Genomic DNA, 26,094 nt, shown 5'->3' with positions numbered 1-26,094 from the left:
GTTCTATGTCTGCCGGGCAGCGCGGGGGCGCGTCTTGTCAATCGTAAAAGCATCCGGTACGCCCCGCTCATGACAGTTACCGTTCGTTTCGCCCCTTCGCCGACCGGCCGCATCCATATCGGCAATGCGCGCACGGCTCTGTTCAACTGGCTGTTCGCCGTGAACAACAAGGGTCGCTTCATCCAGCGCTTCGACGACACCGACATTGCGCGCTCGAAGCAGGAGTTTTCCGACGCCATCCTATACGACCTGCATTGGTTGGGCATTTTTCCCGACGCCACCGAGTACCAGTCGCGGCGCTTCGAAGTCTATGACGCGGCGGTCGAGAGGCTGAAGGCGGCAGGCGTTCTCTATGCCTGCTACGAAACGCCGGAGGAGCTGGATCTCAGGCGCAAGGTGCGCCGCACGCGCGGTCTGCCGCCCGTCTATGGCCGCGAGGCGTTGACCCTTACGCACGAACAGATCGCCGAATACCAGACCGATGGCCGCCGGCCGCACTGGCGTTTTCTCCTGCCCAATTTCTCAGACGATCCACAACAGCCGGAACGCACTGAAATCCACTGGAACGACTTGGTGCGCGGTGAGGAAACCGTCGATCTGGCCTCGCTTTCCGACCCGGTCCTGGTGCGCGAGGACGGCACCTATCTCTATACGCTGCCTTCCGTGGTCGACGACATCGAGATGGGCGTCAGCCATGTCATCCGCGGCGACGACCATGTCACCAACACCGGCGTGCAGATCGCCCTGTTCCAGGCACTGGCTGCCACGCCGCCAGTGTTCGGCCACCACAATCTCCTGACCACCGCATCGGGCGAGGGCTTGTCGAAGCGCACCGGCGCGCTCTCCATCGAAAGCCTGCGCGAGGACGGCATCGAGCCGATGGCCGTCGCATCATTGGCCGTCCTGGTAGGCACTTCGGAGAATGTCGCAGCGATGCCGACGATGGGCGAACTCGCCGAACGCTTCCATCCGGCGACGACATCGAAATCCGCGGCCAAGTTCGATCCGGACGAGCTGTTCGTGCTCAACCGGTCGCTGCTGCACCACATGCCGTTCGCCGAGGCACAAGACCGTCTCATCGTGCTCGGCGTCTCCGGCGAGCAGGCCGAACCGTTCTGGCTGGCGGTGCGCGGCAATCTCGACAGGCTGGCCGATGCGGTCAACTGGTGGCGCATCCTGCGCGAAGGACCGCAGGAGAAGCCGCAATTTTCCGATGACGACCGCGACTTTCTTCGACAGGCGTTCGACCTGCTGCCGGAGGAACCCTGGACCGCGACGATCTGGAAGGACTGGACGGGCAAGATCAGGGAAGCGACCGGCCGCAAGGGCAAGGCGTTGTTCATGCCGCTCAGGACAGCCCTTACCGGACTGCCTTCGGGGCCGGAGCTTGCAGATCTATTGCCGCTGATGGGTCGGGAAGGAACGTTGGCCCGACGACCCTGACCTTGCGCTGTTCCGGCGGCAGCGCGGACACGGGCGACGTCACCGGCCTGGCGGAAAGCCGCTTGATCGCCTCGCGGTCGAGCCCACCTTCCAGATTGGCCAGCGTTTCGGGATCGGCGCCCGGATCAGGTTTTGCAACCGGGACTGGAATGAATGATGACGCGTCTGTCTCTGGCTGCGATTGCACCGGATTCGGCGGATTGCCGGCAATGATCTGGAAACCCTGCGCAGCGGCGTTGCAGCCGCAAGCCGGCGGCCGCGACACGCCGGGCCGCTTGTAGAGATAGGCGGTCGGCAATTCGCTGTAAGGCCGGCCGGTGACAGATGACGTCATCGACGCCGAATCGTCGTCCATGCCGCGCGAATAGAAAACCTGCATCTCGGTGCCGGGGCAGCTCGATTCGCAATTCTTCTGGTCGCGTTCGAAATCGCCTGCCGAGGCCGAGTTCGACATAGGGAAAAAGTAGCCGTCGCAGGTGCGCACACAGGACGTGTGGAATTCGCCACCGACGCTCGGAAAATCCGGTACGCCGGGCTGGTTGAGCACACGGCGGACATTGCGCTCCTCGCTGGGATCGTCGGGCTGGTTGGGTTCATCAAGCATAGTGAGCTGCTTGCTGTTGCCGCCGAAGAGCTGATCGAACAGGTTTGCGCTGCCGCCGTCGCGGTTCGCTTCCTGCAAAGGCGCACGCCGAGGCGCAACGGTGTCGTCGCGGCAGCCATTGGCGTCGAGCGCCGCCAGGATGCGTCCGCGATCGCGGCGAGAGCCACCGCCAGCCAGCCGCTCGCGCTTGTTTTGCAAGGCGTCGAGATTGGCATTCATGCGGTCGATGGTGGCGTTGAGCCCGGCGCATTGATTGAGGTTGCGGCCAAACAGCGAAAAACCGCACCCGGCCTGGCTCGCCTGGCTGCGAGCCTTCGAAATCTGCTCATGCTGCCTGGCAATCGCGGAATCGTATTTCCGGACTAGCGCCGGACCGCCACCGCCGCCGCGCGAGGACGCGGCAAGATCGGCTTCCAACTGGCGGCAGACCCGCGAAGCAGCCTGTGGCTCGGCTACTCCCCAGGTTGCGGACAACAGCAGGCCAAGCAGCACGGCAGCATGCGCCTGCTTGCACCCTCCGGTTGCCATCCGCCCAAACTCCGCCTTCCAAATCCGACTGTTAGCCCCGCAAGGCTACCGTGTTCGCGGTTAACTGCAGTTTACCGCGAAATCCGTGTTCAGCCCAGATTGACGACCGCTTGTGCCTTGTGGGCGGCTTCGACCACGGCAAGCGCCGTCATGTTGACGACGCCGCGCGAGGTGACAGACGGCGTCAATATATGCGCCGGCATGTCGGTGCCGAGCAGGATCGGCCCGACATGTAGCGCATCCGTCATGGTTCTGAGCGCCGTCAGCGTGATGTTTGCCGAATCGAGGTTGGGGAACACCAGCAAATTGGCTTCGCCCTTCAGTCTCGAATGGGGATAGACGCGCTGGCGCAGGTGCTCCGACAGAGCAGTGTCCGCATGCATCTCGCCATCGCATTCAAGGTCAGGCGCGATGCGCGCCAGGATCGCCGCTGCTTGCCGCATCTTCAGGGCGCTGGGCGAATCGCGCGAGCCGAAATCGGAATGCGACAAGAGTGCTGCCTTCGGCTCGATGCCGAAGCGCTGGATTTCTTCCGCCGCCAGCACCGTCATCTCGGCGATTTCTTCCGCCGTCGGGTCGACGGAGACGTGGGTGTCGGTCAGAAAGATGATGCCGCGCTGCGAGATCAGCATGGAAAGCGTCGACAGGTCGTGGTCCTTGATGCCGGCGCGGGGGCCGATGATCAAGGTGACGTTGCGCAGATGCCGCTCGAATCGACCTTCGAGGCCGCAGACCATGGCGTCGGCATCGCCGCGTTTCAGCGCAAGTGCTGCGATCACCGTGTTGTCGGTGCGCACCATGGTGCGCGCGGCTTCCGTCGTCACGCCACGCCGGCCGGCGAGTTCGATCAAAAGGTCGACATAGTGGCGGTAGCGCGGATCGTCTTCCGGGTTGATGAGGCCGAAATCGACCCCGGGCTTGATGCGCAGGCCGTAGCGCTTCAGGCGCACTTCGATGACGTGCGGGCGGCCGATCAGGATCGGCTCGGCGATGCCTTCCTCGAGCACCACCTGGGCAGCCCGCAGCACGCGCTCATCCTCGCCGTCGGCATAGATGACGCGCTTGGCGCTCGATGCCTTGGCGGACGAGAACACCGGCTTCATCACCAGGCCGGAGCGGAAGACGAAGCGGTTCAGCTTGTCGATATAGGCGGCAAAGTCGGTGATCGGCCGCGTCGCGACGCCGGTGTCGCAGGCTGCCTTGGCGACCGCGGGCGCTATGCGCAGGATCAGCCGCGGATCGAAGGGCGAAGGGATCAGGAATTCAGGGCCGAAGATCGGCGTCTCGCCGGAATAGGCGCGGGCCGCGACGTCCGAAGGTTCCTCGCGTGCGAGCGCTGCGATTGCCCGCACCGCCGCCATCTTCATCTCCTCATTGATGGCGCTGGCGCCGCAGTCGAGCGCACCGCGAAAAATGTAAGGAAAACACAGTACGTTATTGACCTGATTGGGAAAATCGGACCGGCCGGTGCAGATCATCGCATCCGGACGCGCTGCACGCGCTATTTCCGGCATGATCTCCGGATTGGGGTTGGCCAGCGCCAGGATCAGCGGCTTCGGCGCCATGTGCTGGAGCAGATCCGGCTTCAGTACGCCTGCCGCCGACAGGCCGAGGAAGACGTCGGCGCCCGAAATGACGTCGGCCAGCGTGCGCGCCTCGGTGTCCTTCACATAGGGGTCTTTCCAGCGATCCATCTCATCGGTGCGGCCCTTGTAGGCGACGCCGAAACGGTCGGTGACCCAGATGTTTTCGACCTTGGCGCCGAGCGAGACCAGCAAGTTGAGGCAGGCAAGGGCGGCAGCCCCGGCGCCGGAGGTGACGATCTTGATGTCCGATATGGTCTTGCCGGCGAACTCCAGCCCGTTGAGCACGGCGGCAGCGACGATGATGGCTGTGCCGTGCTGGTCGTCGTGGAACACCGGTATGCCCATGCGGGCCTTCAGCTGTTCCTCGACCTCGAAGCATTCCGGCGCCTTGATGTCCTCGAGATTGATGCCGCCGAAAGTCGGCTCGAGCGCCGAGATCGTCTCGACCATGCGCTCGATAGCGGGCGCGTCGATCTCTATGTCGAAGACATCGATGCCGGCGAACTTCTTGAACAGGACGGCCTTGCCTTCCATGACCGGTTTGGAGGCCAGCGGGCCGATATTGCCGAGGCCGAGCACGGCCGATCCGTTTGTGACGACACCGACCAGATTGGCGCGTGCGGTGTAGTCGGCGGCGGTCGCCGGATCGTCGCGGATTTCCAGGCAGGGGGCGGCGACGCCGGGGGAATAGGCGAGCGCGAGGTCGCGCTGATTGCCGAGCGGCTTGGTCGCCTGTATCTCGAGCTTTCCCGGCCTTGGGTGCTTGTGGAAGTAGAGGGCGGCTTCGTCGAGGTCCGAACGTGCCGTCTTTTTGCTCTCGCCTTCCATGCGGCCACTCCCTCGAAATCTGCCTGGAGATTCCCTTTTAGCATGCAGCCGTGGCTTTTCGCGACGCTAATTGACGCGCCGGCGGCAATACCCGGCGGCGCGTAGAAGACCTCGAATAATCAAATACTTATGACGATTTTCTGACGGACGGCTCCGACCGTTTCACGGATAAGTTGATCAAAAGGCGCTGACGTAAAGACCACCATCGACCGGTATGTTCTGCCCGGTCAGATAGCCGGCATGGACCGAGCACAGGAAGGCGCAGATCTGGCCGAACTCCTCCGGCGTGCCGAGCCGCTTGGCCGGAACATCGGCGCTGATGCGGGTCTTGCGCGCGGCTGCGGCCTCAGGGCTTTCGACTGTGCCGGCCTCATGCGGGCCGCGCAGCCGGTCGGTGTCGAGCTTGCCCGGCAGAAGGCTGTTGATGGTGACGTTGCGGTCGACAACCGTTCTGGCCACGCCGGCAAGGAACGACGTCAGGCCGGCACGCGCGCCGGACGACAGGTCGAGGCCGGGAATGGGCACATAGACCGACAGCGAGGTGATGTTGACGATGCGACCGAAGCCGCGCGCCGCCATGCCGTCCAGCACGGCCTGCACGAGCTCGATCGGAGTCACCATGTTCTGGGTAACGCCTTCGAGGATCTTTTCGCGATCGAGCGTGCGGAAGTCGCGAAGCGGCGGTCCGCCATTGTTGTTGACCAGGATGTCCGGCTCGGGGCAAGCCACGAGCAGCGCCTTCTGCACCTCCGGCTTCGAGACGTCGCCGACGACTTCCGTCACCGTGACGCCATAGCGCTCGCGCAACTCAGCGGCGGTTTTCGCCACCAGCTCCGCATTGCGTCCGTTGACGACAATGTCGCAGCCGGCTTCCGCCAGCGCCATGGCGCAACCGCGCCCAAGTCCCTTGCTCGAAGCGCAGACGATGGCCTTCTTTCCGCGGATACCGAGATCCATGACGATTTCTCCTGTGATTTGGCCGGCAAGCTAGTCCTTCGGCTGGACCAATCGCAACCGTCATACGGTTGTTGCATGAATCGGGGCATAGGCTCGCGAAAGCAACGGTGAAATCGCGATGTCCGGCCAAGAGCCCCGCACTTTCCGCAGCATGTTCATTTCCGACGTCCATCTGGGCTCGAAGGCGGCCAAGGCCGAGTTCCTGATCGATTTCCTTCGATATCACGATGCCGATATCATCTATCTGGTGGGTGACATCGTTGATGGCTGGCGGCTGCGGCGGAGCTGGCATTGGCCGCAAAGCCACAACGACGTCGTGCAGAAACTGCTGCGCAAGGCGCGCAAGGGCGCCACCACCACCTACATCGCCGGCAACCATGACGAGTTCGCCCGCCAGTTCCAGGGCGTGCATTTCGGCGGCATCGTCGTTGCCGATCGCGCCATCCACGAGACCGCCGACGGCAAGCGGCTGCTCGTCATCCATGGCGACCAGTTCGACACCGTGGTCCACAATGCGCGCTGGCTCGCCTATCTCGGTGACCACGCCTATGACGCGGCCATGCTGGTCAACCGCGTGGTGACGCGGCTGCGCCAACTGCTCGGCCTGCCTTATTGGTCGTTTTCGTCCTGGGCCAAGCACAACGTCAAGAAGGCGGTGAACTTCATCGGCTCGTTCCAGACCATGCTTGCCGACGAGGCGCGCCGTTCGCATGTCGATGGCGTCATCTGCGGCCACATCCATCATGCCGTCATCGAAAATTTTGGCGATGTCCAGTACATCAACACCGGCGACTGGGTGGAAAGTTGTACGGCTGTGGTCGAGCATTTTGACGGCCGCATGGAAATCCTGACCTGGGCGCAGGTGCTGCCCGAGGCGCCGGACGAGCCCTTTATCCCGCTGCTCATCGAGGACCGGGTAGGGCAGGCGGCCTAGTCCGAAGTCCTTTCGGGCTTCGGAATCAATCAATTAGTCCAACCGGTTTCGTCCGGTTTTCGTCCATGTTAAGGGATCGATACGCGTTGCCCTCCGGCCGAATACAGCGCGATTGGATCGATTCATGTCCCTGCCGCAGCTCTCGCCCGAACAACTCGTCAAGCCGCGCCATTTCGAACTGCGCATGAGCCTGATCTTCGCGACGCTTTTCGTGCCGCTCGGAACGCACTTGCCGTATTTTCCGCTGTGGCTGCAGGCCAAGGGTTTTCATGCCGAGCAGATCGCGATCATTCTGGCGGCGCCGATGTTCCTGCGCGTGGTGACGACGCCGCTGCTGACCGCGCTGGCCGACCGTGCCAGGGACCGCGCCGACGTCTATGTCGCGCTGATGGCTGCGTCGCTGCTTTTGTCGGCAGGTTATTTCCTGACACCCACCTATGCGATGGTGCTGGCGGTCTCGCTGGCGCTGACCATCGTCTGGACGCCGCATTCGCCGATCGCCGATTCGCTGGCTCTTTCGGGTGTCCGCCGCTTCGGTTCGAACTACACAAGCATGCGCAAATGGGGCTCGATCTCCTATTTGTTCGCCAATATCGCCGGCGGCTTCATTCTGTCGGTAACCGGTTCACAAGCCGTTCCGGTTATCATTCTGGTGGCGTTTGCCGCCGCCCTTGCCGCTGGCCTGCTGGCGCCGCGCCTTGGCCGTCCGCGGCGCGCCTCGCCGCTGTCGGCCACCGACATCCAGCATTCAGCGCCGAAGCTTCTCAACCCGTATTTCCTGTATTTTTCCACGGGCGTCGGCGTCATCACCGCCAGCCACGCATTCCTCTACGGTTTCCTCTCCATCTACTGGAAGTCGATCGGCCTCGGCGATTCGGTAGTCGGTCTCTTATGGGCTTGGGGCGTGGTGTCGGAAGTCTGCATGTTCATGATGTTCACCCGCTTTTTCGACCGGTTCTCCGTCGTGTCGGTCATGGTGATGGCCGGAATCGGCTCCATCGTGCGCTGGATCGCCTTTCCGCTGGTCTGGCCGCTCGGCCTCGGCATTCCCGGCTTCTTCGCTGTCCAGTCGCTGCACTCGGTCTCGGTGGCGCTGGGGCTGATCGGGCTGCAGAAGATGATCGGCGAAACGATCTCCGAGGAGCGGACAGGTGCCGCGCAAGGCATTGCCTATTTCTCCAACGGCTTCTTCATGGCGGTGGTGACGCTGGCGTCCGGCCCGCTCTACGACCGTCTCGGTGTCGACGGCTTCTTTGCCATGATCCCGATTGCGTTGATCGGACTGGCGCTGATCGGCCTTGCGGCGCGCTCAGCCCCAGAGCGCCGTATCGGGCGGTGACACCAGCGATCCCTGGTAGACAAGGCCCGGTACCCGGTCGCGGGCAAGCAGCAGCGGACCGTCGAGGTCGACGAAATCGGCATGCTGGGCAAGCAGCACCGCTGGCGCCATCGCCAATGAGGTGCCGACCATGCAGCCGACCATCACGCCGAAACCGAGTTCGCGGGCGCGATCGCGCAGCACCAGTGCCGCCGTCAGGCCGCCCGACTTGTCGAGCTTGATGTTGACGGCATCGTAAAGACCGACAAGCGCTTCGAGATTCTTAGCCTCGTGCACGCTTTCATCGGCGCAGATCGGCACCGGATGGGCGATATGGCGCAGGATCTCGTCATGACCGGCCGGCAGCGGCTGTTCGATCAGCGCGATGCTTTGTTCGGCGGCAAAGGCGAGGTTCGCAACGATGTTGTCGTCGCTCCAGCCCTCATTGGCGTCGAGGATGATGCGGCTGTCTGGCGCTGCCTGCCTGACCGCCCGGATGCGGGCAATGTCGTTGTCGCCGCCGATCTTGACCTTGAGCAGCGGCCGCGCCGCATTGGCGCGGGCCTGCGCCGCCATCGCCTCCGGCTCGCCCAGCGACAGCGTGTAGGCGGTTTCGAGCGCCTGCAAGGGAACAGCGCCTATCGCAACCGCCACCGATGTTCCGCTGAGCTTCGCCTCCAGATCCCATAGGGCGCAGTCTATGGCGTTGCGGGCGGCTCCGGCCGGCATGGCATCGAGCAAGGCGCTGCGGCTGATGCCATCGGCGATCCGGCCGCGCATGGCGTCGATCGCCTCGCGCACGCCCTCAATCGTCTCGCCATAGCGCTTGTAGGGGACGCATTCGCCGCGGCCGAAATGGCCGCCGTCGCTGATCGTGCAGGAGATCACTTCGGCTTCGGTCTTGGAACCGCGCGAAATGGTGAAGGTTCCGGCGATGGGAAAACGCTCGGCCTCGACCGAAATGACACGCGCCATATTTTTCTGCTCCTGCTGTGCGACAAGCGTTGTCGGCAAATCGACAGGTCAGACCCGTCAGGCTAAACAGGACGCCATGTTGACCATCGGCAAGCGCGACGCAAGCGGCACGACCGCAGGGGAGGCTGACCACGAACCGCGCGTGGCGATCGGCGAGGAGGACGGCGTTCTTGGCTGCGCTTTCTCCGGAATCTGGACGACACGGACCGTTGCACTCGTCGACGCCGACATGCGCAAGATCGAAAAGCGAAGCGGCTTCAAAATCTTGGCGCTCGATGTTTCCAAGATCGAGAAGATGGACACTGCCGGCGCCTGGCTGATCGACCGGCTGGTCAGCGCCTTCGAGAAGAAGGGTGTCGAGATCCAGATGCAAGGCCAGAGCGAGATCGCTTCGATCCTGCTCGAAGCTGTCGGCGAGGCCGTGCGGCGCGAACCCGAATCCGGCCCGGTGCGATCGCCCAACATCGTCATTCGCGCGCTGGAGGCGGTTGGCCGCCGGGTCTACGAGATGCGCGACGATTTTCTCGCGTCGATGAACATCCTCGGCGCCACCATCCGTGGCGCGCAGATGAAGCTCGGCCGTGGCCATGCCGTCAACCCGGCGGCGATTTTCAACCAGATCGACCGTATGGGCGTCGGCGCCATTCCGGTGGTGGTGCTGATGTCGGCGATCGTCGGCGCCATCGTTGCCCAGCAGGGCGCCTATCAGCTCAGCTATTTCGGCGCCGATATCTTCGTCGTCGACCTCGTCGGCGTGCTGATCCTGCGCGAACTGGGCGTGCTGATGACGGCGATCATGATCGCCGGCCGCTCCGGCAGCGCGATCACCGCCGAGATCGGCTCGATGAAGATGCGCGAGGAGGTCGACGCGCTGAAGGTCATCGGACTTAACCCGATCGGCGTCCTGGTCTTTCCGCGCCTTGTGGCGCTGGTCATCGCCTTGCCGTGCCTGACCATCATCGCCAATTTCGCCGCACTCGGCGGCGGCATCCTGGCTGCCTGGCTCTATTCCGACATTCCACCCGCCGCCTTCATCGACCGGCTGCGTGTCGCCATCGATCTCAGCACCATCTTTGCGGGCCTGATCAAGGCGCCGTTCATGGCCATGATCATCGGCACGATTGCCTCGGTCGAAGGCATGAAGGTCGGCGGCAGCGCCGAATCGCTCGGCCAGCACGTCACCGCCTCTGTGGTGAAGTCGATCTTCGTCGTCATCATCCTCGACGGGCTTTTTGCCATGTTCTACGCAGCGATCGAGTTCTGAGATGAAGCTGCGAAACAGGAAAAGGGCGGGTGCATTGGCGGATGACGCGGGCGAGGGCGATATCGTGCTTTCCGCGCACGACATCAGCGTTTCCTTTGCCGACAAGCTTATCCTCGACAGACTGTCGCTCGACATAAGGCGCGGCGAAATCCTTGGATTTGTCGGCGCCTCGGGTGCTGGCAAATCCGTTCTGCTGCGCACCATTCTCGGCCTGACACGCAAGCAGTCGGGCACCATCAAGCTGTTCGGCGTCGATATCGAGAAAGCTGATGATGCCGAGCGTCTGCGCATCGACATGCGGCTTGGCGTGCTGTTCCAGCACGGCGCCCTGTTCTCGGCGCTGACGGTGCTGGAAAACGTCCAGGTGCCGATGCGCGAATATCTCGACCTGCCGCGAAAGCTGATGGACGAACTGGCGATGCTCAAGATCGAGCTGGTCGGGCTGCCGCCCGACGCGGCGCAAAAATTCCCATCCGAACTGTCCGGCGGCATGATCAAGCGCGCCGCACTGGCGCGGGCGCTGGCGCTCGATCCCGACATCGTCTTCCTCGACGAGCCGACATCGGGTCTCGATCCGATCAGCGCGGCGGAGTTCGACGAGCTGGTGGTCAAGCTGCGCGATACGATGGATCTGACCGTCTACATGGTGACGCATGACCTCGACACGCTGTTCACCGCTTGCGACCGGGTGGCCGTGCTCGGCAAGAAGAAAGTGCTGGTCGAAGGCACCATCGACGACATGCTGAAGAGCGAGGAACCGTGGGTAAAGTCCTATTTCCGCGGAAAACGCGCCCGGCAACTTGATCTTGCGGCGCGCGCATAGCCATAAGTGGGACAATGGAAACCAGAGCCAACTACGTCATTGTCGGCATCTTCACGCTGGCCGCGATCCTGGCGGCGTTTGCCTTCGTCTACTGGACGGCGGCGATCGGCGACAAGGGCGAGACGACGTTGCTGCGCGTGCGCATTCCGGGCTCGGCCTCCGGGCTTGGCCGCGGAAGTTTCGTGCTGTTCAACGGCGTCAAGGTCGGCGACGTCAAGCGCGTCTATATCGATGTCGACAATCCGACGGTTGCCATCGCCGATACCGAGATCGACCGCATGACGCCGATCACCAAATCGACGCAAGCCGATATCGGGCTTGCCGGCCTGACCGGGCAGGCCAACATCGAGCTCAAGGGCGCCGATCCCAAGGAGGTAAAGCTCCTCGACCAAGCGGAAAAGGAAGGCAAGGTCGCCGAGATCGTCGCCAACCCGTCGGCGGTGACCAACCTCTTGCAGACGGCGCAGAATATCTTCACCCGCGCCGACAAGGTGCTGACCGAGCTCGAAGGCTTCACCAAGGACGTTCGCGGGCCGCTGACGCAGACCGTCCAGAACGTCCAGACCTTCTCCGATGCGCTGGCCAAGAATTCGGACGGCATCGACAAGTTCCTGTCCGCGGCCAGCACGCTGGCCGATGAGCTGAAAGGCGTTTCCGGCAAACTCGACGGCACGCTGAAGGCGGCCGAAGGCCTTCTCAACGCGGTCGACAAGGACAAGATCAAGAGCATCGTCGCCAATGTCGACGCAGTAACCGGTAACCTCAAGGAGACGTCGAAGCAGCTCGACGGCGTGATCAAGAACGTCGATACAGCCGTGGGGTCGGTCAACGACTTCGCCAAACGGACGCAAGGCACGCTGGCCAAGGTCGACAACGTGCTCGACGGTATCGATCCCGCACAAGTGCGCTCGGCGCTCGCCAACATCCAAAAGGCCAGCGAGAGCGCCGACAAGGCCGCCGCCGACATCGCGGAGGTGACCCACAAGTTCGCCAACCGGGCCGACGACATCGACCAGACGATCAAGGACGCAAAGCAGCTCGCGCAACGGCTCAACGATGCCTCGGTGCGGGTCGATGGCATTCTAGCCAAGGTCGATACCTTGCTCGGGTCGGGGCAGGCCGACGGCGTGATGGCGGATGCGAGGGCGACGCTGAAGTCGTTCAAGCAGGTTGCCGACACGCTGAATGCCCGCCTTGGCGTCATCACCGACAATCTGGCGCGATTCTCGGGCCAGGGGCTTTCGAACGTCGAAGCGCTGGTGCAGGACAGCCGCCGTTCGATCAGCCGCATCGAGGAGGCGGTAACCGATCTCAGCCGCAATCCGCAGCGCATCCTGTCGGGTGGCGACGGCGAGGTTCGGCAATTCGATGGCAGGGCGCGGCGTTGACTTCGGCGTCGGCGCGCCCCAGAAACATGAGCCGCGAAAGCGGGTCGATCTTACGATCCGGGGACAACGGGGATCGCGCGTGAAGTCTGTGTGGGTGAAAACGGGCGGGTTGACATCGGCTGCGGCACTGCTTGCTTTGACGCTGGCCGGCTGTGCGGCGTTGGGCGGCAAGCCCGCGCCGCTCGATACGTTCGAGCTGTCGGCGCCGTCGGTCGACGCGCATGGCCACAGCCGCCGCCAGATCCTGATCGCGCAGCCGTCGGCGCTCAAGGCGCTGGACAGCCAGAACATCGTCATCAAACCGTCGGATCGTTCGATCCAGTATCTCAAGGGCGCGCAATGGGCCGACCGTCTGCCGCTGATCGTGCAGGCGCGGCTGGCCGAGACCTTCCAGCGCTCGGGCAGCTTTGCCGGCGTCGGCAAGCCGGGCGAGGGCCTGGCGATCGATTATCAGGTGATCGTCGAGATCCGCTCATTCGAGGTTCGGGTCGACGGCGGCGAACATGCCGAGGTCGATCTGTTCGTGCGGATCCTGAACGATCGAAACGGCGAGGTCCGTGCTTCCAAGAGCTTCACCGCAGCCGCACCCGTCTCGGGCAGCGGCAATCCTGCTTATGTCAGCGCACTCGACAAGGCGTTCGGCGACGCCGCCGGGCAGATCGTGCGCTGGACGGATTCGGTGATCTGAGCGCGACGCGCGCCGGAATCCCACCAGGCTTCATTCCACCAGACTTCTCTACCTACAAGTGGTCGAAGATCTCCGGCCGGAGCTTTCCGGTCTTCATCAGGTGCTGCAGGGTGTAGGTCACGGACAGCGCGTCATCGAGCGCATCGTGCCCCTGCAATGGCGGGTGCTTGACGCCGTAGTAATCCGCAAGCTTGTTGCTCGGCGTTCTCGCCAGATCCTCGATCGGCATTCCGGCTGCGATCAGCAGCTTGACGGCGTTGTCAAACCGGGTGGCCGGGATCGAAGGCTGAATGCCCGCGACATAGCAGCTGATGGCGATCATGTTCAATTCGTCCTTGCCCCAGGACCTGAATCGCGCCCCTTCGGAAAAACGATCGATGTCGGCGAGGGCATCCCCTAGTGCCACCCCTTTTGTCTCCAAATCTTCCTCGGTGATGCCGGTCAGTTTGGTGAAGAATGGGTCCAGGGCGTATCTCTGACCAAACCGGTCGACCGGTCTGATATAGGCCTTGTGTGTTCCGAGCAGGGGGAAGTCGCCTTCAAGTCCAAGCCTGACGGCGCCGATCTGTGCGATCACCGGGTCGGGATCGTGGGCCGCGCACCAGAATCTGCGTTGCGAGCCCTCCAGGCAAAGAAACTCGCAGTCGAAAATGATTGCCGTCTTCACGATCACACCCTGCGAGCGTTAGGGCAGCGGTACTGTGGATGAATTATAGCGCCGTCGGGAGATCGACTTAGGGCGGATTCCGAAGGCATCGATAGTCTTGCAAGACCTGTTGCGGGCAGGTTCAACGCGTGCCGGACGTTAGAGCAGGCACAGGCGGGACCATGGCCCGCCTGTTCAATTCCTGTCTTAGTGCAGGCGGCCGCTCGCATGCGCCAGCATGGTGTAGACCTTGCCGGTGTCCGACGTCAGGTAGGTCTGCGCCATGATGTTGTCGCGGTCGTTGCGCGAGACATCCTTGAGCAGCTTCTCGAAATCGTCGCAGTAGCGGTCGACGGCGGCGCGGAACTCGGCCTCGGCCTGATACTTGCGACGGATCTCGTCGAACGTCTGCTGACCCTTCAGCGTGTAGAGCCGCCTTGTGAACACGTCACGCTCGCCGCGCCGGTAACGGTTCCACAGCTCGATCGAAGCATCGTGGTCGATGGCCCGCGCGATATCGACGGAGAGCGAGTTCAGCGATTCGACGACATGCAGGGGCGAGCGCTGGGCAGGCGTAGCGCGGGGCGCTTCCGCAGTCGCTGGGGGAGCTGCCGACCTGAGGTCCTCATCGTTCGATGCCGCGGTCAGCAGATCGCGCACCCAGCCACCCTGCGGCGTGCGGGCGTTGGCATCGCCGCGCGGACGCGGTGCCGCCTCGGTCGGACGGTCAAGGTCGAGCGTGCCGCGCAATGCAGGGCCGCCCAAGGGCGCCTGAGGCGTGCGCAGGTCCGGCTGCGGTGCCGGTGCTCGGCGCGGCGGCTCGGCAGCGCGTGCGGCCGGCGCTTGCGGCGCCGGACGCAGGTTGCGTGGTTCGGACCCTTCCCCGCCGCGGCCGGACTTGGCCACGATGTCCGAAAGCTCCTTCAGGGCGTTGATCTGCTCGGAAACGGCGCGGCGGATGGCCGAAGTCGATTCCTTGGCCTCTTCCGGCATTTCGATGACGCCCTTCTTGAGCTCGGCGCGGGTCAGGTCGAGCTCGCTCTTGATCGAGCCCGCGGTGCGCCGCATCTCCTCGGTCGCATCGGCAAAGCGCTTGGTTGCCGAGTCGACGACGTCGGTGATGGCGTTGCGGATCTTGTCGGCCGACTCCATCGTCTTGCCTTCGGCGTTCTGCAGCGTCTGGCCGACGAGATTTTCGAACGAGCGCATGACCCTTTCGAGATCTTCCGACTTCTTGACCAGGCCGACGGCGAGGTCTTCGAGCGACGACTGCCGTTCGAGCGTGTGTTCGAGGTTGCTCTGGGCCGAGCTCAACAAGTCCGAAGCACTGGACAGCAGGCGGCTGTGCTCGTCGAACTTGGTGGCAATCGACGCGACCTCGCGCAAGGTGGACGACGACAGTTCCGTCAGCCTAGTCGTGTTCGAATCGACCAGACGTGCCGAGCTGGCAAAGGTCTGCGCGGCCTTCTCGGTGGTCGCGGCGAAGCTTTGCGTGCTGCCGCTCAGGCGTTCATCGACCTGGCCGAGATTGACCGCGGCCTGCTCGATCAGCTGGCCGAGCTGCGAACTGGACTTGGTCATCCGGCCGATGAGGTCGGCGACGCTGTCGGACAGCGACGAGCGGGCACCCTCGACCGCCGACAAGGTTTCGGCGGTGCGGTTGGCGAGCGCGTCGACAAGTGCGGCATTCTCGCTGCGCAGCTTCTCGGTGGCGCGTTCTGTGACCTCTTCCATGCTCTTTTGCAGTTCCGAGCCGCCCTGGGCGAAGCGCTCGACCAAAGGCCGTGCGGTTTCGTCGAGGATCTTCGACATTTCGGCCGAACGCGCCGCGAGCATGGTGTTGAGTTCGCGGGTGTTGGCGCCGATCGTCTTGGCGGCATCGTTGGTGCTCTGGCCGATATGCTGGCCAACCGCGGTGAAGGTCTCGGCGATCACATTGGCGCGCGAGACGAGTTGCGCCTCGGCGTTCGACACCTGCTCGTTGAGCTTCTGGCCCATCGTCTCGGCCGTAAAGGCGAGGCGGTTCTCGACGCCCGAGATCTGCTCTTCGACACGGGCTGCCGCGGCCGCCGCGCTCGAGGCGAGACGCTCGTCGGCGCCGGCAAGCGCCTGCTCGATTTCGCGGGCATGCACGGCCATTTCCTGGCCGGTCCGCCTTGCGCGTTCGGCAACCCGTTGCTCCGTATCGGCAAAGGCACCGACGATCGTCTCGGCATGCTCGCCGATCGTGGTGGTGCTGCTGGCGATGCGCGACACCAGCCGCTGATCCGCGTCGTCGAAGATACGGCCGATTTCCGAGGCGCGGCTCGACAGCGCTTCCGAACCCTCGGCGATGCGCGAGACGAGCTGCTGGTCGGCGGCATCGAAGATGCGGCCAAGGTCCGATGCGCGTGCGGCAAGCGCTTCGGCCGATTCGCCAATCCGCATGCCGAGCCGCTGGTCGGCGCCTTCGAAGTTGCGCAGGATGTCGCCGGCGCGCGCGGCCAGCGACTGGGCCGTTTCGATGGCGCGGGCGACCAGCTTCTGGTCGGCGGCATCGAACGTGCCTGCAATTTCGCTTGCACGAGCTGCCAGATGGTCGGCGGTGTCCTGAGCCCGGGCGGTCAGCTGATCTGCGGTTTCCTGGGCGCGGGCGGCGAGCTTCTGGTCTGCCGCTTCGAAGGTGCCGGCGATCTGATTTGCGCGAGCGGCCAGCTGATCGGCGGTTTCATGGGCACGGGCCAGCAGCGAGCTGGACGTGTCGTCCGCGCGGGCAAGCAAGGCGTTCGACGTATCTTCTGCACGGGCGTGCAGGCGACGGTCGGCCTCCTCGAAGGTGCGGGCGATGTCTTCGGCCCGCGCCAGCAGGGCGGCGGAGGTCTGCTCGGCGCGCTCGGCGATCTTCCGGTCGGCGTCGCTGAACGCGGCACCGGCCTGCTCGTGCAGGGTGCTGGTGACTTCCAGCACCTTTTCGCGCAGGGCGCCGGCGACAAACACGGCGCTCTTCTCGAGCACGGCGCGGACGTTGTCGACGCCTGTCGAGAGCGCACGTTCCATGGTGCCGGCGCGCTCCTCGATGATGCCGGTCTGGCGACTGAACGCCTGCTCGATCTTCTCGACATCGGCAGCGATCGCGTCGGAAATGCCGGTGCTTCTGGCAGCGATCTGGTCGATATGGCCCGACAGCGAGCGGTCAACGTCCTTGCGGGTCTCGGCGAGCTTGCCGAGATCGTCTTCCAGCGCGCGGGTCAGCATATTGCGGCCTTCGGACAGCTTGCCGACATGTCCAGCGATGACGTCGTCGATGTCGCTGCGGCTTTCGGTCAGCTTCTGCAGGTCGGCTTCGAGGGCGCGTTTGAGAATGTCGCGGCCCTCGGCCAGCTTCTCGACCTGGCCGGCAACCAGACCGTCGATGCTGGAGCGGCTTTCGGCCAGCTTGGCGAGATCGGCTTCCAGCGCGCGCTTGAGAACATCGCGACCTTCGGCGAGTTTCTCGACCTGGCCGGCGACCAGACCGTCGATGCTTGAGCGGCTCTCGGCCAGTTTGGCAAGATCGTCCTCGAGCGCCTTGGACAGGGTCGAGCGCTCCTGGACAAGCCTTTCCGCGTGGCTGTTGACGAGGCCACCGACGTTTTCGAGGTCGGCTTCAAGCGCTTTCGACAGCGTCGAACGATCCTGGACGAGCCTTTCGGAATGGCTGTTGACCAAGCCATTGACGCTTTCGAGGTCAGCCTCGAGTGCCCGGGCGAACTGTGCCCGGTCATCGACCAGTTTCTGCGACTGGTCGGCAATGGTCCCCTTGATCGCATTGAGGTCGGATTCCAGAGCGCGCCGCAGAATATCTCGGCCCTCGGACAACTTCTCGACCTGACCCGCAACCAGCCCGTCGATGCTGGAACGGCTGTCGGCCAGCTTGGCGAGGTCGTCCTCAAGGGCCCTGGACAGGGCGGAGCGGTCTTGGACAAGCTTGTTCATGTGATCGGCGATGACGCTGTTCACATTCTGCAGGTCGGCTTCCAGGACCCGGGAAAGCTGACCGCGATCCTCGGCCAGCTTTTCCGACTGGCTTGAGATAACGCCCTTGATCGTGTTCAGGTCGGATTCCAGCGCGCGCTTGAGAATGTCGCGGCCTTCCGCCAGCTTCTCGACCTGACCGGCGACCAGACCGTCGATGCTCGAACGGCTTTCGGCCAGCTTGGCAAGGTCGGCTTCAAGGGTCTGCGACAGCAGGCTGCGGTCCTCGGCCAACCGTCCCGAATGGCTTTCGATCAGGCCGCGTATGCCGGACAGATCATTGTCGAGCGAATGGGAAAGCTGCGTGCGGTCTTCCGCCAGTTTGGCGGAATGGGTTTCGATGAGGCTCTTGATGCCGACGATGTCGTTTTCCAACGCCTTGGCGAGCACGGCGCGGCCTTCGGCGATTTTTTCCACCTGACCGGCGACCAGACCGTCGATGTCGGCGCGGCTGTCGGACAGTTTTCCGAGATCGGCTTCCAAAGCGCGCGACAGAATGTTGCGGCCCTCGGCGAGTTTTCCGACATGTCCGGCGACCATTTCATCAATGATCGTACGAGCTTGCACCAGCTTCCCGGAGTCTTCATTCAAGGCAATAGAGAGCCTGTTGCGACCTTCTTCCAGCCTTTCGAGATGGCTGCCGAGCGATGCATCGATGGCCGCCCGCGATTCATTGACCTTGCGCAGATCCTCTTCGAGAGCGCGCGAGATCAGGCTGCGGCCTTCGGCCAGCTTCTGCACCTGGTTGGTTACTGCCGCATCGATGCCGGCGCGGCCCTCGGCGAACTTCGCCAGGTCGGCCTCCATGGCCGCGGCCATGCGCTCGCGGCTTTCGGACAGTTTCCTGCTGTGGTTCTCGACAGCTTCCTCGATGCCGACGCGGGCGTCGGCGAGCCGCTGGATGTCACTGTCGAACGAACGCGACACGACGTGACGGGCGGCTTCCATGCGTCCGGCGAAGTCGCTGGCGCGGGCTTCGAGCATAGAGGAGGTCGAAGTGACGATGTCGGCCATGTCGGCGCCGATCTGGGTCTTGCCCTGATCGATCATCGCCGACAGCGTGTCCTTGCTCTCGGCGAAGGTGTGCGCGATTTCGCGGGCGCGCTCGACCAGCGTTTCATTGATCTGGCGGGCGCGGGCCTCGAGTGCCGCATTGAGCTTCTGCGTTCCGGTGTCGAGCGCCTCGGCGCGGGTCTGGAACTCGCTGATCAGCGCCTGGCCGCGTTCGGCGAGCGTGCGCTCGATGCCGTTGAGGCTGGCCTCGAATTCGGAATTGAGGGTGCGCGCGGCGCCGCCAAGCAGCGACACCATGCCGGTGGTGCGATCGTCGAGCAGATCGGTCAACGACCGCGTCAGTCCGTCCGTGGTGTCCGTCAGCTTGGCAATGCGGGTGTCGAGAAGGCTGGCGAAGGCCTCGCCCGAGGTCGACAGGCGGTCGGTGATCGAATCGAGCCGGCCTTCGACGGAATCGAAGATCGACATCGAGCTTTCGTTGATGCGGTCGATCAGCGTGTCGCCGGAATTGGTGATTGTCATCGACAATTTGGTCGATGCATTGAGGATCGAGTCGCGAATGATGTCGGAAGCCGCGCCGATCTCGTCCTTCAGCGTCTCATGCGCGCCGGTAATCGAGGCGCGGACGCGCTCGGCATGGGTGACGACGGCTTCGCGCTCGCTGCCGAGGCCGTCGACCAGCGAACGGATGCGGGATTCATTCTCGGAATAGGAGCGTTCGATCTGGTTGACTTCGCTGTGGACAAGCGTTTCCAGTTCGACGGCGCGGGCAAGCGTGCGTTCGATGCCTTCGCCCATCGCCGCGACCTCGCGACGAACGGCCTGGCCGATCATCATGACGCGATCCTGGGCAAGGTTTTCCGGCTCGGTCAGGCGGAAGGCCACTTCGGTCATCGACTGTGCGGCGATGCGCATTTCCTGGGCGCGGCGAATCATGGCGGCGAAGGCCCAGAACAGGATGACGGGCACGATGGCCGCGACGGCGAGGCCGATCAGTTCCGGACGGGCAAGGAACTGGTCGAGCGTACGGATTCTCCAGATGCTCGGTCCGAAAAGCAGATTGGCCAAACCACCGGCACCGGCGAACCAGGCGAGCGAAACGAAGGCGACGACCCAGTAAATGGTGTTCGAGGCACGCCTGTTGAGGCTGTGCAGGAGCGTCTTGTAATCCTTCTGGCGATCGTCATTGGCCGGCGCGAAACCTGCGGGCTGGGCGCCATTGCGCGGTTCCACGGGGCGCAATTCGGCAGGTTTGGCCTTGGGCGCGGGTTTCGCTGCCTGGTTTTGGTTGACCACCGGCTCCGGGTTCTGTTCCGGCTTATGATTGCGTCCCTCGCGCGCCAGCTCGTCGGCCGCCTGGGATATCTGCGCTTCAAGATCCTCCATCGAAGCCGCGATATCGAGGTCGCCGCTGCCGATCTCATTGCTGAGGTCGAGATCGAGCGCCTTTTCCAGTTCCCTGGCCACTTCGCTGTCGAGAGTTCTCGTCGTCGGTTTCTTTGCCATGCCTTCGCTACCCTGTACTAGCTGCCGCGGGCTTATAATTCTGTTTGTCTTGCCCCGCGCAGGAGGCTGAAAATGGACCCCTCGTATCGTAATGACACAGGGGGGTAAAGAAAACATGCATTCCGCGGGATACGTAAAACTTTAAATATAAGGTTAACGGAACTGTGATTTGGACGCCGCTTTGGCAACATTTTTCCGGGCCATTCATTAACCCGTTGTCCATTGGATTCGCCTAGGTTTTTGGGCGAGTCGAAGAAACGGAGTTCGAGTTCATGCGTGGCGAAAGCGGCATCGCCTTCTCAATGCCCGGGGGAGATGTATCCGGACCAAGACGGTCACGGCCGGTCGATTTGGCACACCTTGCCCGCCAGACGATGGGTGACCGCAGCCTTGAGCAAGAGGTTCTGGCGCTATTTGTACAGCAGGCGCTGTCCGTGCGCGACAGAATAGTCGACGCCGATATCAAGGACCGGCTTCTGCTCGCCCATGGATTAAAGGGTTCGGCACGGGGCGTGGGCGCCTTTGCCATCGCCGATTGCGCCACCGAGATCGAGCACCGGCCGGAAGACGGCCAGACGCTCAAGCGGCTTGGTACGCTGATCGACGAAGTGCGCGATTTCATCGCCGCCATCAACCGCTGAATCCGCGCCGAATCCGATTTGCGGAAAAACGTCATCGGGCGGCGCTTTCATGCGGCAGTTGACTTGTCAGCCGGAGTGATTATCTCGGCTGCAACTCCCTTCAGGTGACAAATGACCAAGCTGACTTTCATTGCCCATGACGGCACGCATTTCGACATGGACGCCGAGAACGGCTCTACGGTCATGGAGAACGCGATCCGTAACGCCGTGCCCGGGATCGAAGCCGAATGCGGCGGTGCCTGCGCCTGTGCCACCTGTCACGTCTATGTCGACGAAGCCTGGACGGCTGAAGTCGGCGAGCCGGAAGCGATGGAAGAGGACATGCTGGACTTCGCCTACGACGTCCAGCCCAACTCGCGCCTGTCATGCCAGATCAAGGTCCGCGATGCGCTTGACGGCTTGGTCGTGCGGGTGCCTGCCCGCCAGGGATAAGCGCAACCTTTTTGCCAACTGATTTTTCCCGCTGTGGCTTGGCAGCGGGGCGATGGTCATGCAGTGTCCTGCTGTTTCACCACAGCGCCGCGCGTCCTCTTGGACGCGCAAAGGACGCTGTAGCACTTTTATTTGCGCGTGATCCTTTCCGAAAATCGTTCCGATTTTCGGGGTCATGCGCAGCGAGGCACAGGCATGACCGACATCACCAGGACAGACGTGCTTATTGTCGGGGCAGGGCCGGTTGGCCTGTTTGCCGTGTTCGAGCTCGGCCTGTTCGACATGAAGTGCCACCTGATCGACATTCTCGATCGGCCGGGCGGCCAATGCGCGGAGCTCTATCCGGAAAAGCCGATCTACGACATTCCAGGCTGGCCTTCGATCTCGGCGCAGGGGCTGGTCGACAAATTGCTCGAGCAGATCGCGCCGTTCAAGCCCGATTTCAGCTACAACCGAATGGTTTCCAGCCTGGAAAAACTGGAGGACGGCAGTTTTCGCGTCACCACCGACGAAAACGAGGTGTTCGAGGCCAAGGTGGTGGTGATTGCCGCCGGCGGCGGCTCCTTCCAGCCCAAGCGTCCGCCGATCCCCGGCATCGAGCCCTATGAAGGCAAGAGCGTCTTCTATTCGGTGCGCCGGATGGAGGATTTTCGCGGCCACGACCTCGTCATTGTCGGCGGCGGCGACTCGGCGCTCGACTGGACGCTGAACCTGCAGCCGGTGGCAAAGAGCGTGACGCTGGTGCACCGGCGGCCTGAGTTCCGCGCCGCTCCCGACAGCGTCAACAAGATGTATGCCATGCAGGAGATGAAGCAGCTCGAATTCCAGGTCGGCCAGGTGACCGGATTGACCGGTGCCGACGGCCAGTTGTCATCGGCCACCATCAAGGGACCGGATGGCGACGTCGAGGTGCCTTGCACGCGCATGCTGCCGTTCTTCGGCCTGACCATGAAGCTCGGACCGATCGCGGAGTGGGGTCTCAACCTTCACGAGAACCTCATTCCGGTCGATACCGAAAAATTCCAGACATCGGTGCCCGGCATCTTCGCGGTCGGCGACATCAACTGGTATCCGGGCAAGCTGAAGCTGATCCTGTCGGGTTTCCACGAAGTGGCGCTGATGGCGCAGGCCGCCAAGCGCATCATCAGCCCCGGCGAGCGCATCGTTTTCCAGTACACGACCTCATCGACCAGCCTGCAGAAGAAGCTCGGCGTCTCCGGCTGAACTTTACTCGGCCAGCATCGGCGCCGCATTGTCGGCGTAGCCGCGAAGCTCCTTTTCGGGCATCAGCGTCAGCGTGATCAGCCCCAGCAGCAATGTGGCGGCGGCGACGGCAAAGATCATCACGAACGGCTCGACCGTCGCGCTATGGCCAGCGATCCGCACGCCTTCACCGGCAAGCGGCAAGCCGTAGCCCAGAGCGACCGCGCCGAGCATGGCGACCCCAAGCGCACTGCCAAGCGAACGCAGGAATGTCAGCACGCCCGTCGCGACGCCGAGATGCACGCGATCGACGGCGTTCTGGACCGACACGGTGGTGACCGGAAACGTCGTTCCGGTTCCAAACCCGATGCAAATCGTCAAGACCTCGACCTCCAGCAGCGTTGCATATCCTGCGACGACGGCCAGCAGGCAGAGGCACAGCATGCTGAAGACGACGCCCACCATCGCAATGCGCTTGTAGTGGGTGAAATGCGGGATCATACGCCCGCTGAATGCCGCGCCGCCGACGGTCCCCAGCAGAAGCCCAAGCATCGCGATGCCCGACTCCGCTGCCGACAAGCCGAGCACCGCCTGAAGATAGACGGGCAGGTACACAGCCATGCCGACGCTTGCGGCCTGAAGCAGGAACATCGAAAGCGTGCCCGCCAGAACGATTGGATTGCCAAGCACTTCGAGTGAGATGAGCGGCTCGGCGGCGCGCATGAGCCGCAAGGCAAAAGCGCTCCAGAAAATCGCCGAACCGCAGAGAACGCCGATGACTTCAAGCGAAGTCCAGGGATAGGCGCTGCCGCCCCAGTTCAAGGCGAGCAGCAGCAGCGCCGTGGCAATTATCAGAAGCAGCGCGCCCAGGCCGTCGATGCGATGGCGCTTTGCGGCAATGGGCAGTTTCTTGAGCGGCTTGTTGATGATCGCCATCGCAAGAAAACCAAGCGGAATGTTGATCCAGAAGATCAGTGACCAGTGCAGGTGCTCTGCGAAAGTGCCGCCGAGCAACGGACCGGCAATGCTGGCGACAGCCCATGTGCCGGAGAACCAGGCGGCATAGCGTGCCCGCTCGCGCGGCGGCACGAGATCGCCGACGACGGTCTGCGTCAAAGCGAACAAGCCGCCGCCACCGGCGCCCTGGATCGCCCGCCCGACAACCAGCACAAACATGTTGGGGGCCATCGCGCTGACCAGCGATCCCGCCAAAAAGATCAGGATCGCGGCATAGACGGTCGGCCGGCGGCCGTAGACGTCGGAAATCTTGCCGTAGAGCGGAGCCACGGCTGTAGCGGTCAGGAGATAACCGGTGACGATCCATGGCAGATAGTGTGCGTTTCCGAGCGCATGCCCGATGGTCGGCATGGCCGGCGCGACAATGGTCTGATCGAGTGCCGCCAACAGCATCGACAACAGCACGCCGCCGATGATGGCGTTCTTTTCGCGCTCTGTTATCGGCGTGCCGGTTTCCGCCATCGTTTTCTCATCGACAGCCTGGTCCATGATCGTTCATCCATAAGCTTGCGATTTGACCGGCGCTGTTCAGCCGCTCCGGCTTCATGACCGTTTGGATCGCATTGGTGTTTTAAGCTCGTCTGGCGAGCCTGATATATGTCGTCCCATATAGGCCGGTTTCGACGGCGGCTCGAAAGTTTTTCGAATCTGGCACTACGTTTCGGTGAATTGGCTTTCAGTTCGGGTGCGTTCAGGCCGGCGGCAGTCGTCCGTTGCCGATGCGCTCCATGCGGTAGCGCAGCAGCCGCAAGATGCGGCTTTCGAAATTGACGCTTTCGACGCGGTCGAACTGAAGCTGGGCGCGGTCGTGCCTGGCCAGAACAGCCGCGGTGATCGCGGCCGCCTTGGCCTTGGCGGCGTTGCAGTTCTTTTGCGGGTAGGTGGCCTTCAAGGCCTCTTCGAGTTCGCCGCCATGGTTCTTGGCGATTTCGACATGGCGCTCCTCATGGCGCTTGATGTCGGCCGACAGCGTATCCCAGAACAGCCTGACATCGGCATCGGCCTTGCGCGGCCGGCGCCACTCGGGAAGGATCACCTTCACCTTGACGGTCACCACCGCGTCGGCAATCCGGCAGGAACTCGGTGTCTGCGCATAGCTGATACGGGTGGTGAAGGCCATTTGCGTGGCGCCCGGGTGCCGCGTGCCGGTGCTTTTCACCTCCGGGCCGCGTTTGGAGAGTTGTGCCTCGATGTCGTCGAGGGTGCTGCCGCCAATGGCGAAATAGCTGTACGTCTTGACGAGATTGGCCGCCGCCGCCGGGTGCGGCGTTATGGCGAGCAGCAGCGCGCAAGCCAAGGATTGTTTCACGCCCAAGGACTGTTTTTTCATGCCAAGCATGGATCGTTTCATCATGTTGCCTCTTCGACCACCTTGCTTTACGGCCGTTGCCGGCGCAATGAAATTGATCCGCCAGGGATCACACATGATTGATGAACTCCATGGTCGATGAGCAATGACGGCCAGGCGATGGCAATTGGCGCATGGACGCCATCTCGACCTTGGCGGCAAGGCCGTGGTCGTCGGCATCCTCAATGTCACGCCCGACAGCTTTTCCGACGGCGGCCAGTTCGACGCTCCTGAAAAGGCGCTGGCCCAGGCGCGCCGCATGATCGGGGAAGGGGCACTGGTTGTCGATGTCGGGGGAGAATCGACGCGCCCAGGTGCTGCCGCGGTATCGGCCAGCCAGGAACAGGCCCGCATCCTGCCGGTGATCGAAGCGCTGGCGGGCGTGAACGAGGTGCTGATTTCGGTCGATACCTATCGCGCCGACACGGCGCGGCTGGCGGTCGCCGCCGGCGCGCATATCGTCAACGATGTCTGGGGTTTGCAGCGCGAGCCCGATATTGCTCGTGTCGCCGCCGATACCGGCGCCGGGCTTGTCATCATGCATACCGGGCGGGATCGCCAGAAGCTGCCGGACGCGATTGCCGATCAGTTGGCATTCCTGCGAAGGTCGCTGGAAATCGCCCGCCAGAACGGCATCGCCGATGATCACATCGTGCTCGATCCCGGTTTCGGATTCGCCAAGGAGACGGCGGAGGAAAATCTCGACCTGATGGCACGCTTTTCGGAATTGCATGCACTCGGCCTGCCGCTGATGGCCGGCACGTCGCGAAAACGCTTCATCGGCACGGTCACCGGCCGTGATGCCGCCGACAGAGGGGTCGGAACAGCGGCGACCAGCGTCATTTTGAGGCTCCAGGGCGCCGATCTGTTTCGCGTCCACGATGTCGCATTCAACGTGGACGCATTGGCGCTCGCCGATGCTATGCTGGCGCGTCAAACCGACCGGGCGAGAAACTGA

At 63.2% G+C, this 26,094-nt stretch carries 19 protein-coding genes; 11 read left to right on the top strand and 8 right to left on the bottom strand.

The window, feature by feature from the left end:
• The first annotated feature begins 69 nt into the window (after positions 1-69).
• Positions 70-1,443: a glutamate--tRNA ligase gene (gltX, locus tag LB519_RS07635; RefSeq protein ID WP_224619316.1), complete on the top strand. Its 1,374-nt coding sequence runs from the start codon at positions 70-72 to the stop codon at positions 1,441-1,443.
• Here gltX and LB519_RS07630 read toward each other — a convergent pair.
• From LB519_RS07630 to LB519_RS07620, 3 genes are all read right to left on the bottom strand, one after another.
• On the bottom strand, positions 1,361-2,575 hold the full coding sequence (locus LB519_RS07630) for a DUF2865 domain-containing protein (RefSeq protein WP_224619314.1): 1,215 nt from the start codon (positions 2,573-2,575) through the stop codon (positions 1,361-1,363). The two genes, gltX and LB519_RS07630, sit on opposite strands and share 83 nt — an antisense overlap.
• An 89-nt stretch (positions 2,576-2,664) precedes the next feature.
• The gene (locus LB519_RS07625) at positions 2,665-4,989 is read right to left on the bottom strand and encodes an NADP-dependent malic enzyme (RefSeq protein ID WP_224619312.1); all 2,325 of its coding nucleotides are present in this window, start codon (positions 4,987-4,989) and stop codon (positions 2,665-2,667) included.
• Positions 4,990-5,166: 177 nt separating this feature from the next.
• Positions 5,167-5,946, bottom strand: coding sequence for an SDR family oxidoreductase (locus tag LB519_RS07620; protein WP_027161489.1), 780 nt, complete (start codon positions 5,944-5,946; stop codon positions 5,167-5,169).
• 118 nt (positions 5,947-6,064) lie between these two features.
• Here LB519_RS07620 and LB519_RS07615 point away from each other — a divergent pair, with 118 nt between their 5' ends.
• Together LB519_RS07615 and LB519_RS07610 are read left to right on the top strand one after the other, a co-directional pair.
• Positions 6,065-6,880: a UDP-2,3-diacylglucosamine diphosphatase gene (locus tag LB519_RS07615; protein WP_224619310.1), complete on the top strand. Its 816-nt coding sequence runs from the start codon at positions 6,065-6,067 to the stop codon at positions 6,878-6,880.
• A 124-nt stretch (positions 6,881-7,004) separates the two neighbouring features.
• Entirely contained in the window at positions 7,005-8,219 is a 1,215-nt protein-coding gene (locus tag LB519_RS07610) for an MFS transporter (RefSeq protein WP_224619308.1), read from the top strand.
• Here the strand turns inward: LB519_RS07610 and dgcA are convergent.
• Positions 8,190-9,173, bottom strand: a complete 984-nt coding sequence (dgcA, locus tag LB519_RS07605; RefSeq protein ID WP_027161492.1) for an N-acetyl-D-Glu racemase DgcA — start codon at positions 9,171-9,173, stop codon at positions 8,190-8,192. The two genes, LB519_RS07610 and dgcA, sit on opposite strands and share 30 nt — an antisense overlap.
• A 76-nt stretch (positions 9,174-9,249) precedes the next feature.
• Between dgcA and LB519_RS07600 the strand changes: the two genes are divergently transcribed.
• The 4 genes from LB519_RS07600 to LB519_RS07585 all read left to right on the top strand — a co-directional run bounded on the left by LB519_RS07600 (position 9,250) and on the right by LB519_RS07585 (position 13,336).
• Positions 9,250-10,437, top strand: coding sequence for an MlaE family ABC transporter permease (locus LB519_RS07600; protein WP_224619306.1), 1,188 nt, complete (start codon positions 9,250-9,252; stop codon positions 10,435-10,437).
• 1 nt (position 10,438) lies between these two features.
• Entirely contained in the window at positions 10,439-11,260 is an 822-nt protein-coding gene (locus LB519_RS07595) for an ABC transporter ATP-binding protein (RefSeq protein ID WP_013531884.1), read from the top strand.
• Positions 11,261-11,274: 14 nt separating this feature from the next.
• Positions 11,275-12,648 carry an MCE family protein gene (locus tag LB519_RS07590; protein WP_013531883.1) on the top strand — a complete coding sequence of 458 codons (1,374 nt, stop codon included), beginning with the start codon at positions 11,275-11,277 and terminating at the stop codon, positions 12,646-12,648.
• A 79-nt stretch (positions 12,649-12,727) separates the two neighbouring features.
• Positions 12,728-13,336 carry an ABC-type transport auxiliary lipoprotein family protein gene (locus LB519_RS07585; RefSeq protein WP_407067818.1) on the top strand — a complete coding sequence of 203 codons (609 nt, stop codon included), beginning with the start codon at positions 12,728-12,730 and terminating at the stop codon, positions 13,334-13,336.
• 52 nt (positions 13,337-13,388) lie between these two features.
• On the opposite strand, the gene LB519_RS07580 is transcribed toward LB519_RS07585, so the two are convergent.
• Positions 13,389-14,003 (bottom strand): 3'-5' exonuclease, encoded by a 615-nt coding sequence (locus tag LB519_RS07580; RefSeq protein ID WP_224619304.1) that lies wholly within the window; start codon positions 14,001-14,003, stop codon positions 13,389-13,391.
• A gap of 186 nt (positions 14,004-14,189) precedes the next feature.
• Positions 14,190-20,495, bottom strand: a complete 6,306-nt coding sequence (locus tag LB519_RS07575) for a kinesin (protein ID WP_224619302.1) — start codon at positions 20,493-20,495, stop codon at positions 14,190-14,192.
• 272 nt (positions 20,496-20,767) lie between these two features.
• On the opposite strand from LB519_RS07575, the gene LB519_RS07570 reads away from it, so the two are divergent.
• The 3 genes from LB519_RS07570 (at position 20,768) to LB519_RS07560 (ending at position 22,792) form a co-directional block, all read left to right on the top strand.
• Positions 20,768-21,136, top strand: coding sequence for an Hpt domain-containing protein (locus LB519_RS07570; RefSeq protein ID WP_023813039.1), 369 nt, complete (start codon positions 20,768-20,770; stop codon positions 21,134-21,136).
• Between the two features lie 111 nt (positions 21,137-21,247).
• A complete protein-coding gene (locus LB519_RS07565) occupies positions 21,248-21,568 on the top strand; it encodes a 2Fe-2S iron-sulfur cluster-binding protein (protein ID WP_013531878.1) in 321 nt (106 codons plus the stop codon).
• Positions 21,569-21,763: 195 nt separating this feature from the next.
• Positions 21,764-22,792 carry an NAD(P)/FAD-dependent oxidoreductase gene (locus LB519_RS07560; RefSeq protein WP_013531877.1) on the top strand — a complete coding sequence of 343 codons (1,029 nt, stop codon included), beginning with the start codon at positions 21,764-21,766 and terminating at the stop codon, positions 22,790-22,792.
• A 3-nt stretch (positions 22,793-22,795) separates the two neighbouring features.
• Here the strand turns inward: LB519_RS07560 and LB519_RS07555 are convergent, their stop codons facing one another.
• Positions 22,796-24,277, bottom strand: coding sequence for an MDR family MFS transporter (locus tag LB519_RS07555; RefSeq protein WP_224619300.1), 1,482 nt, complete (start codon positions 24,275-24,277; stop codon positions 22,796-22,798).
• A gap of 202 nt (positions 24,278-24,479) precedes the next feature.
• Positions 24,480-25,139: a DUF922 domain-containing Zn-dependent protease gene (locus LB519_RS07550; protein ID WP_063170227.1), complete on the bottom strand. Its 660-nt coding sequence runs from the start codon at positions 25,137-25,139 to the stop codon at positions 24,480-24,482.
• Between the two features lie 103 nt (positions 25,140-25,242).
• Here LB519_RS07550 and folP point away from each other — a divergent pair, with 103 nt between their 5' ends.
• Positions 25,243-26,094 (top strand): dihydropteroate synthase, encoded by an 852-nt coding sequence (folP, locus tag LB519_RS07545; RefSeq protein WP_063167918.1) that lies wholly within the window; start codon positions 25,243-25,245, stop codon positions 26,092-26,094.

The sequence above is a fragment of the Mesorhizobium sp. AD1-1 genome (assembly GCF_020164655.1).
Taxonomy (GTDB): Bacteria; Pseudomonadota; Alphaproteobacteria; order Rhizobiales; family Rhizobiaceae; genus Mesorhizobium; species Mesorhizobium ciceri.
The sequence above is the reverse complement of the archived record's forward strand: the minus strand, read 5'-3'. Positions and strand labels throughout refer to the sequence as shown.